At 63.1% G+C, this 15,412-nt stretch carries 17 protein-coding genes; 11 read left to right on the top strand and 6 right to left on the bottom strand.

Going from position 1 to position 15,412, the window contains the following annotated elements; translation table 11 throughout:
* Positions 1-19: 19 nt before the first annotated feature.
* Both QNO18_RS01500 and QNO18_RS01495 read left to right on the top strand, forming a co-directional pair.
* On the top strand, positions 20-760 hold the full coding sequence (locus QNO18_RS01500; protein ID WP_283176246.1) for a YebC/PmpR family DNA-binding transcriptional regulator: 741 nt from the start codon (positions 20-22) through the stop codon (positions 758-760).
* 162 nt (positions 761-922) lie between these two features.
* Complete coding sequence (locus tag QNO18_RS01495) at positions 923-1,882, top strand: lysophospholipid acyltransferase family protein (protein WP_283176245.1); 960 nt, start codon at positions 923-925, stop codon at positions 1,880-1,882.
* A 7-nt stretch (positions 1,883-1,889) separates the two neighbouring features.
* On the opposite strand, the gene QNO18_RS01490 is transcribed toward QNO18_RS01495, so the two are convergent.
* Positions 1,890-2,777 (bottom strand): LysR family transcriptional regulator ArgP, encoded by an 888-nt coding sequence (locus QNO18_RS01490; protein ID WP_283176244.1) that lies wholly within the window; start codon positions 2,775-2,777, stop codon positions 1,890-1,892.
* Positions 2,778-2,873: 96 nt separating this feature from the next.
* Between QNO18_RS01490 and QNO18_RS01485 the strand changes: the two genes are divergently transcribed.
* The 4 genes from QNO18_RS01485 (at position 2,874) to QNO18_RS01470 (ending at position 5,593) form a co-directional block, all read left to right on the top strand.
* Complete coding sequence (locus QNO18_RS01485; RefSeq protein ID WP_283176243.1) at positions 2,874-3,476, top strand: LysE/ArgO family amino acid transporter; 603 nt, start codon at positions 2,874-2,876, stop codon at positions 3,474-3,476.
* Positions 3,477-3,497: 21 nt separating this feature from the next.
* Positions 3,498-4,016, top strand: coding sequence for a DMT family transporter (locus QNO18_RS01480; protein WP_283176242.1), 519 nt, complete (start codon positions 3,498-3,500; stop codon positions 4,014-4,016).
* A complete protein-coding gene (locus QNO18_RS01475; protein WP_283176241.1) occupies positions 3,956-4,411 on the top strand; it encodes a DMT family transporter in 456 nt (151 codons plus the stop codon). The genes QNO18_RS01480 and QNO18_RS01475 overlap by 61 nt, the downstream gene beginning before the upstream one ends.
* Before the next feature lie 132 nt (positions 4,412-4,543).
* A complete protein-coding gene (locus tag QNO18_RS01470) occupies positions 4,544-5,593 on the top strand; it encodes a DUF2793 domain-containing protein (RefSeq protein ID WP_283176240.1) in 1,050 nt (349 codons plus the stop codon).
* On the opposite strand, the gene QNO18_RS01465 is transcribed toward QNO18_RS01470, so the two are convergent.
* Positions 5,590-6,522, bottom strand: coding sequence for a glycosyltransferase (locus QNO18_RS01465; protein WP_283176239.1), 933 nt, complete (start codon positions 6,520-6,522; stop codon positions 5,590-5,592). The two genes, QNO18_RS01470 and QNO18_RS01465, sit on opposite strands and share 4 nt — an antisense overlap.
* Before the next feature lie 251 nt (positions 6,523-6,773).
* Between QNO18_RS01465 and QNO18_RS01460 the strand changes: the two genes are divergently transcribed.
* From QNO18_RS01460 to QNO18_RS01450, 3 genes are all read left to right on the top strand, one after another.
* A complete protein-coding gene (locus tag QNO18_RS01460; protein ID WP_283176238.1) occupies positions 6,774-7,889 on the top strand; it encodes a hypothetical protein in 1,116 nt (371 codons plus the stop codon).
* On the top strand, positions 7,870-8,100 hold the full coding sequence (locus QNO18_RS01455) for a hypothetical protein (RefSeq protein ID WP_283176237.1): 231 nt from the start codon (positions 7,870-7,872) through the stop codon (positions 8,098-8,100). The genes QNO18_RS01460 and QNO18_RS01455 overlap by 20 nt, the downstream gene beginning before the upstream one ends.
* A 194-nt stretch (positions 8,101-8,294) precedes the next feature.
* The gene (locus tag QNO18_RS01450; protein WP_283176236.1) at positions 8,295-10,160 is read left to right on the top strand and encodes a calcium-binding protein; all 1,866 of its coding nucleotides are present in this window, start codon (positions 8,295-8,297) and stop codon (positions 10,158-10,160) included.
* Between the two features lie 11 nt (positions 10,161-10,171).
* Here QNO18_RS01450 and QNO18_RS01445 read toward each other — a convergent pair whose 3' ends face one another.
* The 4 genes from QNO18_RS01445 to QNO18_RS01430 form a co-directional block, all read right to left on the bottom strand.
* On the bottom strand, positions 10,172-10,903 hold the full coding sequence (locus QNO18_RS01445; protein WP_283176235.1) for a DUF6270 domain-containing protein: 732 nt from the start codon (positions 10,901-10,903) through the stop codon (positions 10,172-10,174).
* Positions 10,904-10,990: 87 nt separating this feature from the next.
* A complete protein-coding gene (locus tag QNO18_RS01440) occupies positions 10,991-12,370 on the bottom strand; it encodes a glycosyltransferase family 4 protein (protein ID WP_283176234.1) in 1,380 nt (459 codons plus the stop codon).
* 101 nt (positions 12,371-12,471) lie between these two features.
* The gene (locus QNO18_RS01435; RefSeq protein WP_283176233.1) at positions 12,472-12,600 is read right to left on the bottom strand and encodes a hypothetical protein; all 129 of its coding nucleotides are present in this window, start codon (positions 12,598-12,600) and stop codon (positions 12,472-12,474) included.
* A gap of 170 nt (positions 12,601-12,770) precedes the next feature.
* Entirely contained in the window at positions 12,771-13,310 is a 540-nt protein-coding gene (locus QNO18_RS01430; protein ID WP_283176232.1) for a hypothetical protein, read from the bottom strand.
* A 294-nt stretch (positions 13,311-13,604) separates the two neighbouring features.
* Here QNO18_RS01430 and QNO18_RS01425 point away from each other — a divergent pair, with 294 nt between their 5' ends.
* Both QNO18_RS01425 and QNO18_RS01420 read left to right on the top strand, forming a co-directional pair.
* Positions 13,605-14,738 (top strand): sugar transporter, encoded by a 1,134-nt coding sequence (locus QNO18_RS01425; protein ID WP_283176231.1) that lies wholly within the window; start codon positions 13,605-13,607, stop codon positions 14,736-14,738.
* Entirely contained in the window at positions 14,735-15,403 is a 669-nt protein-coding gene (locus QNO18_RS01420; protein ID WP_283176230.1) for an ABC transporter ATP-binding protein, read from the top strand. The genes QNO18_RS01425 and QNO18_RS01420 overlap by 4 nt, the downstream gene beginning before the upstream one ends.
* Positions 15,404-15,412 lie beyond the last annotated feature (9 nt).

The following is a 15,412-nucleotide window of genomic DNA, read 5'->3' as shown; positions in this document are numbered from 1 at the left end:
TCGAAGGAATGAGGCCCCTATGGCAGGCCATTCGAAATGGGCGAACATCCAGCACCGCAAGGGCAAGCAGGATGGCATCCGCTCGAAGATGTTCTCAAAGCTCTCGAAAGAGATCACTGTCGCCGCGAAAATGGGTGACCCGGATCCCGACAAGAACCCGCGTCTGCGTCTCGCGGTGAAAGCCGCCAAAGCGGTCTCGATGCCGAAAGACGTGATCGACCGCGCCATCAAGAAATCGCAGATGGGCGATGCGGCGGATTATTCTGAAATCCGCTATGAAGGCTACGGCGCGGGCGGCATCGCCATCATCGTCGAGGCTCTGACCGACAATCTCAACCGCACCGCCTCGAATGTGCGCAGCTATTTCACCAAGGCGGGCGGCAATATGGGCCAGACCGGTTCGGTGTCGCACAGCTTTGACCGTCTGGGCGAGATCTCTTACCCGCTTTCGGCCGGCGATGCCGATTCGGTGATGATGGCCGCAATCGAGGCCGGCGCCGAAGATGTCGAGACCGATGACGAGAGCCACTGGATCTATTGCAAGGTCGAAGACCTCTCCTCCGTCTCGGACGCGCTGGAGGCCACGCTTGGCGAATCGACCGAGGCCAAACTTGTCTGGCGCCCGCAATCGCGCACCGAGGTCGATCTCGACACCGCGCAAAAGCTGATGAAGCTGGTGGATCTGTTGGAAGAGGATGACGACGTCCAGACCGTCACCCATAATTTCGACGTGCCCGACGACGTCGCCGCACAGCTCTGAGATTCGTCTTTTCCGACGATCAGAACCCCGGCCATCGTGCCGGGGTTTTTTCTTGCCCGCGTTCCCATGATCGCCACCGTCACCTCTGTGTCACCTCGCGGTTGTAATTTGCGGTGCCAGAAGGGCGCGCTACCCGCGTCCGGTGCAAAACGGGACAGGCGCATGGGGCAGATGGTGCATGGGGATGACAGCTTTACGGCCTTGCCAATGCACCCCTCCGGCAGGGTCTGTGATGATCTGCAGAACAGGCTTCCCGGCGCACTCCCTGCGGGCCCGGTCTTCACCTATTCGCATCCTGATCAAAGCCCGCTGCGCCGCCGGCTGATCCGCGCGGTGGAGCGCCTTTCGGGCCAGACCCGGATCGAGCGGCTCTATCGCGACTGGCGCAGTGATCCGGGCCGCGATGCGCAGGCACCGGTTTTTGCCGAGGCGATGCGCGTGCTGGGCCTGCGAACCGAGTATACCGCCGGGGATGAGGGGCTGATCCCGAAAACCGGCGGGCTGCTGGTGGTGGCGAACCACCCTTTCGGCATCGCGGACGGGCTGGCGATCGGCGATCTGATCACCCGGATCCGCCCGGATGTGAAGCTGATGGTTCATGCCGCGCTGGCCCACGCGCCCGAAGCGAAGGACCTGGTGCTGCCTGTCGATTTCAGCCATGGGCCGGAGGCGCGGCGCAGCTCGGCCGAGACGCGGCGCGCGGCGAGCGACTGGCTTGAGGCGGGGCATGTGCTCGTGATCTTCCCGGCGGGCGGCGTCTCGACCGCGCCAAAGCCGCTTTCGCGCCGCGCGGCGGACCCGGCCTGGCATCCTTTCGTCTCGCGCCTTGCGACGCGGCCCGGGGTCCGGGTGCTGCCGGTCTGGTTCCATGGCCAGAATTCCCGCCTCTTCCAGATCGCGAGCCATTATTCCTACCCGCTCCGCGTGGCGCTGATCTTCCGCGAGACTCTGAGGCGCGCGAAAAAGCCGTTGCGCATCGCCATCGGCGCACCGGTAACACTGGATCCGGGGCTGAAATCGGCCGCCACCGGTGAGCTCAGGCGCCTCACCTTCGGGCTGGCAGGGGTGAAGGGGCCAAAGCCCGAGGAGGAATTCATCTTCCCTTCGCGGATCAGATGGTAAGGGCGCCTCAGGCGGCAGAGGGGGGCACAAGGACTTCGGCAGCCGCCTGCCGGATCGCGCGGGTCAGCGGCGCAAGGGCCGGGGCGACCAGACGCGGGAACTGCCAGTAAAGCGCCACGTCCAGCGCCGAATCTGCGACTACCTCCTGCAACCTGCCGGCGTTGATATGGGCGCGCGCCAGGGTTTCCGGGTTCATTGCCCAGCCCAGCCCCAGCAGCGCGGCATCGACAAAGGCCTGGCTCGCGCCGATCCGGTGGCAGGGCAGCGTCACCGGGCCGGCCATCCGCGCGGCCCAGGTCTGTTGCAGCCTGTCCTTGCCGGAATAGATCAGCGAGGGCGCGCGGGCGAGCGCCTCCGCCGTGACGCCGCCGGCAAACCAGCGCGCCATGAAATCCGGGCTCGCGGTGGCGAGGTAGCGCAGCGACCCGAGCGCCACCGTGTCACAGCCCTGCAAGGGGCCGGGATGGGCTGTCACCGCCGCCATCACCTCGCCGCGCCTGAGCCAGTCCTGGCTGACATCCTGGTCGTCAATCACGAGATCGAAGAGAAAATCGCCCTCGCAGGCGCGCAGCGCCGGCAGCACCCAGGTCGCCAGGCTGTCGGCATTGACCGCGATCCTGAGCGGCGCCGGCCCGGCGGAAAGGGCCGGCAGATCCCGGGCCAATTGCCGCTCCAGCAGGCTGATCTCGTCGAAATGGCGGATCAGCCGCAGGCCTTCCGGCGTCGCCTCGCAGGGCTGGCCGCGCCGGATCAGCCGCATGCCGACCCGTTCTTCCAGCGCGCGGATACGTTGCGAGATCGCCGGGGGTGTCACCGAAAGCTCCGCCGCGGCGAGGTCGAAAGCGCCGCGCCGGTGAATGGCAGAGAGGGCGGCAAGCCAGCCGGGGTCGAGCATCGGGATAAGCCAATCTTAATCAGACAAAGAAACATTAACTGGATTTATGTCACCCGCAAGCGGTAGCGAGGCCTGGGAAACCCGGGGAGGATGCAGATGTTCGAGGCGCTGTTGTCAGGCTATTTCACGGCGCTGAGCCTGATCCTCGCCATCGGGGCGCAGAATGCCTTTGTGCTGCGCCAGGGGCTCCGGCGGGAATATGTCGGCCTGGTGGTGGCGATCTGTGCGATCTCGGATGCGCTTCTGATCACGCTGGGCGTGGCCGGTTTCGGTGCCATGAGCCGCGCCGCGCCCTGGGCATTGCCGGTGATGAAATGGGGCGGCGTGGCCTTTCTGGTGGTTTACGGCGCGCTGAGATTTCGCGCCGCGATGCAGGGCGGCGAAGCCCTGGTGCCCTCGGCAGCGGGCAGGGTGTCGCGCGGCAAGGTGGTGAGTACGGTCCTGTTGCTGACCTGGGCCAATCCGCATGTCTATCTTGACACGGTGCTGCTGCTCGGCTCGGTTTCGGCGCAGCATGACGGTCACCGCCTTGCCTTCGGGATCGCGGCGGCGGCGGGGTCGTTCAGCTTTTTCTCGGCGCTTGGCTTTGGCGCGCGCTTTCTTGCACCGGTCTTCGCAAAGCCCCGCGCCTGGGTCGTGCTGGAGATCAGCGTGGGCCTTGTGATGTGGGCCATAGCGCTCTCCCTTGCCTTTTCGTGAAAACCGGCGCAACCGGGACCGATGTGGAACAGACAGGCCGACCGCCCGGTTGCGGGGATCATCTGGATGCTGGTTTCGGGCATTGCCATGGTTGGCGTGAACGGGGCAGTGAAATATGTCGGCACCTCGCTGCCGGCGACACAATCGGCATTTCTGCGCTTTGCCGTCGGGCTGGTGTTCTTCCTGCCGATGCTGCCCGCAATCCTGCGCGCGGGCTATCCGGCGCAGGTCTGGCAGCTCTTCGGCTATCGCGGGATCTTCCATGTCGGCGCGGTGATCCTGTGGTTCTATGCCATGGCCAGGATCCCGGTGGCCGAGGTTTCTGCCATCGGCTTTCTCAACCCGGTGATCGTGCTGATCGTGGGCGGGCTCTTGCTGGGCGAGGGGCTGAGCCTGCGGCGCATCCTCGTGGCATTGGTGGCCTTTGCCGGGGCGCTGATCGTGCTGCGCCCCGGGCTGCGCGAGATTGCCCTGGGTCATTGGGCGCAGCTGGGGCGGCGTTTCTGTTCGCGGGCGGCTATGTCATTGCGAAACGGCTGAGTGCGCTTGCGCCGGCAGGGGTCATTGTGGCGATGATGACCTATACATCGGCGATCGGGCTCCTGCCGCTGGCGCTGATCGACTGGCAGCCGGTCGCACTGTGGCAGATCGCGGCGCTGGCGCTTGGGGCAGGGTTTGCGACGCTGGGGCATTATGCGATGACGCGGGCCTTTGCCGCGGCCCCGCTGGCGGTGACGCAGCCGGTGAGCTTTCTGCAGATCATCTGGGCGGCGCTGATGGGGGCGGTCTTCTTCCATGAGGGGATCGACCCGTTTGTGATCCTGGGCGGCGCGGTGATTATCGGGGCGATCAGCTTCAACATCCGCGCCGAAGCCAATGCGCGCCGGGTGATCCGGGCGGCAGATGGCGCCGGCACCAGCGGCCCCGCGACCTGAATTGTTGCGCGCGGCGCGGATCCGGCGCGCGCCCGGCCAGGCTCTGTTAAACCCTGCCTTCATAGCCTCTGCCCCGCGGTGCGCGACATGCCTCGCGGTTAACTGCGGCTCTGACCCCGCATGGAGGCAACTATGTCCGATACCACCGATATTCTTGGCCTGCCGCTGATCCTGCCTGCCCAGGCGCAGAAACATGTGACCCATAACGAGGCGCTGCTGGCGCTGGATGCCGTGGTGCAGCTTGCCGTGCTGGACCGCAACCGCACCGCGCCTCCGGTGACGGCGACCCCTGGCGACCGGCACCTTGTGGCAGGCACTGCGACCGGGCTCTGGGTCGGACAGGAGGGGCGGATTGCGGTCCTGACCGGAACGGGCTGGCAGTTCCACGCGCCGCAGCCCGGCTGGCGGGCCTGGGTGCTGGGCGAGGCGCGCGAGGCTGTCTATGACGGCCTCACCTGGAAGACCCCGAACGAGATCGAGGGTGGCTATGCCCGGCTGGGCGTCAGCACGGCGCCCGATGCGGTGAACCGGTTTGCGGTGGCCTCTGAGGCGGTGCTGATGACCCATCAGGGCGCGGGCGTACAGCTCAAGCTGAACAAGGCTGCAGCGGGGGATACCGCGAGCCTCCTCTTCCAGACCGCCTGGTCCGGGCGGGCCGAGATGGGGACGGCGGGCGGCAGCGATTTCTCGGTCAAGGTCAGCGCCAATGGGTCCACGTGGTTCACCGGGTTGCAGGTTGCGGCGGCAACCGGTGTGCCCGATTTCCCCCAGGGCCTGACCCGCGCCGGTTCACCGGTCTTTGCGCGCAGCAACATCCTCGGCACCGTCAGTCAGACCGGCGGCGTGCCGACCGGCGCGGTGATCGAGCACGGGTCGAATGCGAATGGCGATTTTATCCGCTTTGCCGATGGCACCCAGATCTGCTGGAAGACGGACCTTACCGTGACCAATGCCTCCACCGCGCTTGGGTCGGGCTTTACCTCAGCGGCTCTGACCTGGACCTTTCCGCAGACGTTCCTTGTCGGATCGCCCCCTGTGGTCACGGGCTTGGCGGATGCGGTGGAGTGTTGGCTCACGGCTGCGACGCCGGTGGAAGGCTCGGTTTCGCTCCGGGTGCTGGCCATGGTCACGAAGAGCGGCGCAATCGGCGTCAGGACGATGGCCGTGGGGCGCTGGTGCTAAAGCCGGCCCAGCATCGCCGCCATCGCCATCGCCGCATCGCCGGAACGCGAGCTGCGCTGAATACCGAGGCGGCGGAAGGCCAGCGCGCGCGCTGGTCCAAAAGCCGGTGCGTCGAGAAATCCGGCCAGCGTGGCGCGCGCCTCGGCTGTCAGCATGGCCTCACGCGCCCTCAGCGCGACCGCCTGGCCCTGCATCATGCGGCCCCATTCGCCGCTCAGCAGCATCGCCAGTCGACGCTTGCCGGCCGCGGTGCCCCGCGCACCCCCAAGCGCGTTCTGGCCATGCTGGCGGTAGATCACCACCGGCGTCGGGTCGAGTGCCAGCCCGCCGCCGCATCCCGCGATCAGCTGGTAAAGCCACCAGTCATGCCAGCTGACGCTGTCGGGAACCCCCGCCTTGCGCACCAGCGCAAGCGCCTCTGGCGTGAACATGATCGAATGGCCGGCAAAAAGGTTTTGCACGAGCGAGGGCGCAAAACCCGGTCTGGTCCGTCCCGATCGCGATTGGCTGAGCGTGTTCAGCGCCCCGTCGGCCAGCATGCTCTCGCCTGCATAAAGCACTGGTGCCGCCCCGCCCATCAGTCCCTCTGCCGCCGCGATCCGTCGCAGCCCGCGTGCGAGCTTTCCCTTAAGCCAGACATCGTCCTGGTCGGCCAGCGCGATGATCCCCTGCGGCAGCTCCGGATGGCAAAGCGCAGAGAGGAAGTTCGCCGCCGCCCCTTTGCGCGGCCCCTCCACCAGGGTCAGCGGATGTTTGCGGCCGAAAGCAGCGAGAATCTCGCGGGTGCCATCGGTTGATCCGTCATCGGAGACGAAAAGCGACCATCTTCCATGGCTTTGCGTAACGAAACTGTTCAGCTGTTCAGCCAGCCAGGCCGCCCCGTTGCGGGTGGCCATCACGATGGTCACATGATCGTCTCTCTGGCGCATCGTCTTCCCGGTGGCAGGAGACGCGCGGCCCCGGTCTGCAACGCGCCTGCCTTTCGCTATCTTTCGCCCAAAGAGGCACCGGAGGCAATGCCGGCCTCGGTTCCGGTCGCGGCCCCGCAGATCTGATCCTGGCGTGTTGATATAGTTTGTCTAAAACCATTCACCAAAGCCCTGATATCGCCCGAATGTCAAAAGGAAGCAGAAAGCCCGCCTTGTGAAGATGGTGCCCGGGGAAGAACGGGTGTGTGTCTATGTTTCAGGTGAGAGCACTGCAAACCTTTGTCGATGCGCCATTGAATCTGATTTCGGGCATCGGAGACATGTTGCTGGCGACGGTCGGATCGCGGCTGATGCTGTATACGACGACACGAGCGGGCGGCGGACTGCTCAGCTTCGAGATCGGCGCGGGCGGGATGCTGCTTACCAGCCAGGGCCAGATCGCCGCGCGCGGGACGCTCTCTGCTCCGCCGACGCTCGATCTCTATCAGCTCGGCGCGACGCAGCATCTGATCTATTCGGGGCTTGAGGACAGCACGCTTGTCTCGTTCAGGCTGAATGCGGACGGGACGCTGCGCGGATCGTCGCGCCCGGCCGGGGGGCCGGCGGGGATCATCTCGGCCCAGGCCCTGGTCACATCGGGCAATCAGACTTTGCTCTATGCCGCCACCACCGGCAGCGGGCTGATCACGACCTATTCTGTTTCGGCCACCAATGGCGTGATGACGCGGATCGGGACATTGCAGCTTGGGCCGGATCTGGCCGGCATCAATATATCGGGCATGGCGGTCTTCGGCATCGGGTCCACGCAATTCATCGCGGTGACATCGCAGTCCGCCGACCGGGTCGACATATTGCGTCTCGCGGCAAACGGCTTGCCGACCGTTGCGGGGAGCATTGGCGCCAGCGACGGGCTGGGCATCAGCGCCCCCTCGGCGGTGCGTTTTTGTGAAGTGCATGGCAGCGCTTATCTGGCGGTCGCCTCGGGCAGCAGTTCGTCGATCACGCTGCTGACGCTTTCGTCGAGAGGCACGATGACGGTAGCGGATCAGATCATAGATACGCTTGATACACGGTTCCGGGCCGTGGTGACGCTTGAGACCATCACCATCAACGGGCGGAGCTTTCTGGTTGCCGGCGGCGGCGATGGCGGTCTGCATGTTTTCGAGATTCTGCCGGGGGGCGTTTCGTCATCACCGCCACCATGTTGCAGCAGGACGGGCTGGCATTGCAAAACATCGCAGCGCTGGCCTTGCAGCCAGGGGCGACCGGCTTCTGGATCTACGTGGCCGGCGAAGGCACAGGCGTCACCCGGCTCTATGTCGAGACCGGCGCGCTTCCGGCCCGCTGATGGGGACGGGCGCGGCTGACACGCTCACCGGGGGCGCGGGGCATGATCTGATCTCGGGCGGTGCCGGCAATGACGTCCTTTATGGTGGCGCCGGAGATGACATCCTGATGGACGGGGCGGGCGTCGACCGCCTTTATGGTGGCGCTGGCGCGGATCTCTTCGTGCTTTCGTCCGACGGGGCGCTGGATTACATTCACGACTACCAGCCGGTATCGACCGGCTTAATCTGAGCGCCTGGGGCAGGTTCTACAGTCTGAGCGATCTGACCATAACCTCGATCGCAGGTGGTGCCAGGATCCGCTACGGCAATGAGGAACTGATCGTCTATTCCGCCAATGGTCTTCCCCTGACGGCCGCCAGCTTTGCAAGCGCCGGGCTCTTCGACCTCTGGCATGGCGATTACACTCTGCTCACACCGAATGGCATGATCTCAGGCACTCCCGGTGCGGATTATCTGGTCGGAACGGACGGAAATGATCTGTTCCTCGCCAGTGGTGGCCAGGACACGATCCAGGGCGGCAATGGTTTCGATCACATTGATTTTTCCGAAATCAATGCCGCGATCAGGGTCGATCTGCAGATACGCGCCGGTGTTGGCGGGCCGGTGCAGGGGCAGGTCTATCTGTCCATAGAGGCGCTGACCGGAACGGCCTATAACGACACGCTGCTGGGGGATGGGGCCGGCAACCTGATCTACGGCGGCGCCGGCGCCGATGTGATCTATGGCCGCGGCGGCAATGACACGCTTTACGGCGGCGATGGCGATGACTGGTTTTACGGCGGCGAGGGGGCGGATTGGCTCTATGGCGGCGCGGGTCGCGACCGCGCACATTATGGCGATGCGCCAGCCGGGTTGCGGGTGGATCTGCTAGCGCCCGGGACCAATACCGGCATCGCCGCCGGCGACCGTTTTTTCGAAATCGAGGATCTGGTCGGATCGGGCTTCAACGACACGCTGCTGGGTGATGCATCGGGCAATATGATCCAGGGCGCGGGCGGCGTCGACGTGATCTATGGCCGCGATGGCAATGACACGCTTTACGGCGGCGATGGCGATGACTGGCTTTATGGTGGGATCGGAGCTGACTGGCTCTATGGCGGTGCCGGGCGCGACCGCGTGCTGTATGGCGATGCGCCAGCCGGATTGCGGGTGGATCTGCAAGCGCCCGGGACCAATACCGGCATCGCCGCCGGCGACCGTTTTTTCGAAATCGAGGATCTCATCGGATCGGCCTTCAACGACACGCTGCTGGGCGATGCATCGGGCAATATGATCCAGGGCGCGGGCGGCAATGACGTGATCTATGGCCGCGATGGCAATGACACGCTTTACGGCGGCGATGGCGATGACTGGCTTTATGGTGGAGCAGGGGGTGACTGGCTCTATGGCGGCGCGGGTCGCGACCGCGTGCTGTATGGCGATGCGCCAGCCGGATTGCGGGTGGATCTGCAAGCGCCCGGGACCAATACCGGCATCGCCGCCGGCGACCGTTTTTTCGAAATCGAGGATCTCATCGGATCGGCCTTCAACGACACGCTGCTGGGCGATGCATCGGGCAATATGATCCAGGGCGCGGGCGGCAATGACGTGATCTATGGCCGCGATGGCAATGACACGCTTTACGGTGGTGATGGCGATGACTGGCTTTATGGTGGAGCAGGGGGTGACTGGCTCTATGGCGGCGCGGGTCGCGACCGCGTGCTGTATGGCGATGCGACAGCCGGATTGCGGGTGGATCTGCAAGCGCCCGGGACCAATACCGGCATCGCCGCCGGCGACCGTTTTTTCGAAATCGAGGATCTCGTCGGATCGGCCTTCAATGACACGCTGCTGGGCGATGCATCGGGCAATATGATCCAGGGCGCGGGCGGCAATGACGTGCTCTATGGCCGCGATGGCAATGACACGCTTTACGGCGGCGACGGCAATGACTGGCTTTACGGCGGTGACGGGGTCGACTGGCTCTATGGCGGCGCCGGGCGTGATGTCTTTCTGTTTCTCTCTGCGCCAGGCGCCGCAAATGCCGACCGGATCGCCGATTTCAACCCGGTCGAGGATATGATCCGGCTCGATGACGCGGTCTTCACGGCACTGGGCCTGGGGTTTCTCGGGGCCGCGCAATTTTCCATCGGCGCAGGCGCGACCACAGACGCGCACCGGATTGTCTATAATCAGGCGACTGGGCAGATTTACTATGACCCGGATGGCAGCGGGGCAGCCGAGATGCTGATTTTTGCAACTGTCACGCCCGGAACGCAGCTCACCGCCGATCACTTTCTGATTATCTGAGCCGCGAAATGTCAGACAGCAAGCGTGATCTGGTCCAGCTCTCCGATCATGTTCTCGTAAATGTCGCGGGTATAGTGGAAGGGAGAGAGGGCCCATTTATGCTGATGATCGGACGAAAACGGCATGGGGTAAGAGACGGAAGCAACGGCCATCCGGCTTTCAAGATAGGCATACATCCGGTCAAGATGGGCATTGTGGGTCTGCACATGGGTGGCATCGAAGCGTCCGCCCCCCGTATCGCCTGCCGACCAGTGGACCTTGTTGAGAACAACGCGGAGCTTCTGTTCGGCCACCAGCGCGGCGAACTCGTCCGCCCCCTTTGACCACAGGGCGAAATGCTCATCTGTGTTTGCCTTGATCACCCTGATATCGGGGTAGCGCGCCAGCGGCTTTGGACGCTGCATCTCGACTGAATTGGTTGCGATGGTTCCTTCGCGTTCCAGCAACTGAAACCTCTCGTCGATCAGGTCGACGATGATCGTGGTGTCTGCAGGCAGGTCGCGGAGCGTTTGTGTCAGCGCCTTGGTCAGATCCGTGTGCACCATCGCGCGCTGGAACTGGCTGACCATTTCATTTGCGGGATCGATTTCTTCCAGAGAGAGGCTGAAAGGTTTTGCCGCAAAGCCGCTGCCGAAAGAGGTGCGGCAGATGTAGCCTGCAAGCTTGTAGCCATGTGGCACCAGCTCAAAAGCGTCGCGTGTGACGCATGAGCCCAGGATGAAAACGCTCCGATCTTGTGCCATGCTGCATCTCCTGCGATTGCGCCCATTGCTTCACCCTTTTGACATTCCGGTCAAGCGTGGAGGGGGCCATATCGAGCGGCCAGTGGCTTAATCGCGCTGTTCCTGGTCGAGATGCTGATAGAACTCAACCAGACGCTCTGCCTGTGCTTCCCAGCCGATGCTTTCGGCTGCGAGCTTCCGGAAGGTGCCAGGCCTCGCCCGGGCCATTGTCAGTATTGTCTCCGCCAGCGCGGATGCGTCTCCCGCAGGGAAGGTCAGGCCAAGCTGCCGGTCCCGCAGAAAAGGCCCCATTTCGGCGAGATCGGAGCCGATTACCGGCAGGCCGGCCATCAGCGCCTCGAACAATTTGTTCGGCATGGCGTATTGATAGGACAAAGCCACAGGGATGATCGGAATGATCGCGGCATCAGCGGAGGCGATCACGCAGGAGACATCTTCCGGTGGGACCGGGGGCAGCATTGCCAGCCTGTCAATAACACCGGCCTCTTGCGCAAGGCGGGAGAGGCGGGCGGCCACCGATGGCGGGCTGCGTCCAACCGTGACAAGGCAGACAGGGCGCCCGAAACCGTGCTCCGGCGCGTTTTGCCGCAACTGGCCAAGCGCGGCGACAACGGTTTCCAGCCCGCGATTGATCGCAACATTTCCGGTGTAAACCAGAAGGAAGCTGTCCTCCGGCATGCCCGCTCGCATCCGCAACCCGGGATCTTGGTCGCAACGAGGGCTTTGATCAGCTGCCCGCGGGGTGTTGTAAAGCACCAGTGGGCGGGGGATGGCGTAGCGCGTCGCAAGGTGGTCGGCGATGCAGTCCCCGACCGTGATCACGGCAGCGGCTTTGGGCAACAGCCGGGCCTCCAGGCGCTCCACCTGCCGTCTGCGGGCCGGACTGAGCGGGGGATTGCGATGGGTTTCCAGTTCATGGCTGTCGAAGATGAAGGCCGCGCCGGTTTTCATCGCCACCCGGGAGGCAACCGGCAAGGCGGGCAGATCATGCGCATGGATCACATCGGCCCGGGAGGCGATCAGCGCAGCCTCGAAAGAACGGCCGAAACTGGCCGCGAGCCAGGGCTGATGCAATGTCTGGCTGCGGTCGCGCAGCCAGGCGCGAACGACTGCCGCACGTTCTGCGCCCAAAAGTTTTGCGAGCCTGCCGGAATTCGGCGCGGGGTTCGGCACGCAGCCACCGGAGGCGGGGTTCGGCGGCCCGGAGGACGGCACAGAGGCTTGCTGCGCCCTGGGCTCTGTCGTGGTCGGGGCCTGTTTGCGCCACCGGAAAAGCTGTTCAAGAGCCTGCCTCGGTGATGCACCTTTCCATTCGAGGCGCTGGTAGCGCACTCCGGCCCTCACTTCGTCCCGAGGCAGTCCGGGCACGGCAACACAGAAAACACTTACCTCATGCCCCGCCGCCGCGAGACTTTCGGCCTCTTTCATCACGCGAAAATCCGGCGCGCAGGGGTTGGGGACGATCATCGAGACACGCATGGCCTGATTCAACCCAACCGCTTCGGGGCGCGATCGCAGGCGCAGGGCATCGGTGAAATCCGGACGTGTTTACCGCGCATTCGTAGCATCTAGTTATTCATGATGAACTTTCTCATTGCGCGCATGTTCAGAAGGCCAATCGCAATGAGCAGCATCATAAGGCAGACGACATAGAGTGGAGAGAGATAGTCACCCTGGTATTCGGGGTAGAACGCCATCCTCATCTCACCCACCACATGAACCAGCGGATTCCACCAGAGAAATACCTGCACCTGTTCGGGCATCGCATCGAAAGAGTAAAAAACGCAGGACAGGAAGAAAATCGGACGGTTAAGGATACTCCACAGGTTTTGCCAGGAGGGTGCCACCTCGAACAGAACTGCGTTGATCAGGCCGATTCCCGTGCCGACCCTACCGCCATCAGGAGGGAGCCAACGGCCCTGCCGAAATTAATCTGGCTTCCGGTATCCTCAAGCAGCACGATGCCGGTAAAGACGAGGAAAGCCACGGTAAACTGGGTCATGAGCAGCAGGATGAGACGGGCGAAAACCACATCCATGAAAGTGACCGCCGGATAGAAAAGCAGCATCCGGTTTGCTTTCAGCGCCGTGGATATCTGGGCATAACTGTTTGTGTAACACGCAAAGGGAATGAACCCTGTCGCGTAAAACAAAGAGAAACTGGTTCCTACCGGCGGCTGTTTGAACAGGATTGAAAAGCCAAGCGTCAGCACGACGATACCGCCAACCGGCTCCAGCACGGCCCAGAGGTAACCCAGCCGGGATCTCCCGAAAGTCGTGATCATTTCCCGGATGAGCAACGCCAGAATAACACGCAGACTTTGAAATCTGAGGCGAAAGTCGCCACTTTCGTGAAGTTCTGGAGTTTTGGTAAGCGGAACCATGCCCGAATTTGGCTGGTCGGTCATCTCGATTTTCTCGATCCTGATGTCCAGACTTGCTAACAGGCCCCTGGAACGTTTACAAGGGTAGATCAGGCAAGTGGGTGCAGTCAACGCCCCGCGGATGGTATTGAGGAAGGGACAGCTGTGGCTGCGGAACCTGTTATCCGTGCCCCGCTTCGGGTACTTACGGAAAATCCCGCTCTCCCGGCGCCGGTTCATGCTCCGGTCAATGACCCGGTTATTCGCGCTGTAAGGCCGATCCCGGCCGTGGTGCCTGCGCCGGGTCAATCGCCCACGCCAGGCGCGTCGCCAACGGTGGTGAAAAAGCCAAAAGTCATGGCCACGGCACAGCCCGCCCGACTGCGGCGGCGGCATCTGGCAGTGCTTGTCGCCTTTTTCGCGATTGTTCTGCTGCCGGTGACACTCGTTGCAGGGTATCTGTATCTGATCGCGGCGGATCAGTATTCCTCCCATATGTCTTTCTCGCTGCGTTCGGAGCAGCACGTGAATCCGCTTGAGGCGCTCAGTGGTCTCGGGCAGATCGCGACCGGCTCTTCGTCTGATGCTGAGATCGTTCACGAATATCTAAGCAGTCAGAAAATCGTCGAAGACATCAACAAAGAGCTGGATCTTCGGGCGATTTTTGGCCGTGATCGGGGAGATACATATTTCACCCTTCGTGACGGTGCCAGCATCGAGGAGATGCGGGATTACTGGAAGCGCATGGTGCAAGTGCGACTGGAAAAGGGCAGCGGTGTCCTGCGAATCGAAAGCCTCGCATTCACGCCCCAGGAGGCCCAGGCCATCAACGGCGCCATTCTGCGCGAAACCCAGGCGCTGACCGACCGGCTGAGCCTGATTGCCCGTGAAGATGCCTTGCGTTATGCCGAGGTTGACCTCGAAGAGTCACGGGAGCGGCTGAAGAAGGCACGCGGCAATCTGAGCACTTTCCGCGCAACAACCAATATCATCGACCCGACGCTGGATCTCGCGAGCAATGGCGGCGTCATGGGCATCTTGCAGCAGCAGCTGGTAGAGGCGCTGCTGGCCAAGGACATGCTGCTTTCCAACAATCCCCCAGAGAGCGATCCGCGGATCGGCCAGTCAGATTCCCGTATCGCGGCCATTCGCAAGCGGATCGACGAAGAGCGCAACTCGGTAAGCGATGGCGACACGTCAAGCCTTGTGCAGATCGTGGGAACCTTCGAGGCGCTGACGGTTGAGCGGGAATTCGCCGAGAAGGCGTTTCTCTCCGCCACTGCGGCCTATGATATCGCGCGCGCAGAAGCCGAACGCCGCAGCCGCTATGTTGCCGTCCATATCGAGCCGACTTTTGCCGACAGTCCTCTGTATCCGCGTCGGGCGATGACCACCGGAATTTTTGCCGCGATCTGTCTTCTGGGATGGGCGTTGCTGGTGATGATCGGCTATTCCCTGCGGGATCGGGGATGATCGTTCTCAAAGGGGTGACAAAGGCGTTCCGTCGCGGACACAGGCTGAATTACGTGGCCCGCAACATCAACGCAGTCTTCCCCTCGCGCACTTCGGTTGCGCTCCTGGGCCGCAATGGCGCCGGAAAATCCACATTGCTCAAAGTTATCGGCGGCACCATGCGGCCCGACAGCGGCAAGGTTATGAGCAGCGGCCGGATTTCCTGGCAGATCGGCTTTGCCGGCAGTTTTCACCCGGATCTGACCGGTACACAGAATACCCGCTTCATCGCCCGGATCTATGGGGTCGACAGCGACAGTCTGGCGCGCAGCGTCGCGGATTTCGCCGAGCTTGGCGACAGTTTTGACATGCCATTCCGGACATACAGTTCGGGGATGCGTGCCCGTTTCGCTTTTGGTGTCTCGATGAGCATCCCCTTCAGCTACTACCTGATCGACGAGGTCACATCCGTCGGTGACGCCTCCTTCCGGGCGAAATGCAACGAAGTCATGGAAGATCGGCTGAGCAATGCCGGGGCCATCGTAGTCTCCCACAATGATACGATGTTGCGCAACATGTGCAGCGCCGGTGCGGTGTTGGAGCGCGGTATCCTGACCTATTACGATGATGTGGATGACGCGATCGCGCATCACAATCGTAACATGCAGGCGCGTCCGGTGGTCTGATCCGGGTGC

It is taken from the genome of Gemmobacter sp. 24YEA27 (genome assembly GCF_030052995.1).
GTDB lineage: Bacteria > Pseudomonadota > Alphaproteobacteria > Rhodobacterales > Rhodobacteraceae > Pseudogemmobacter.
The sequence above is the reverse complement of the archived record's forward strand: the minus strand, read 5'-3'. Positions and strand labels throughout refer to the sequence as shown.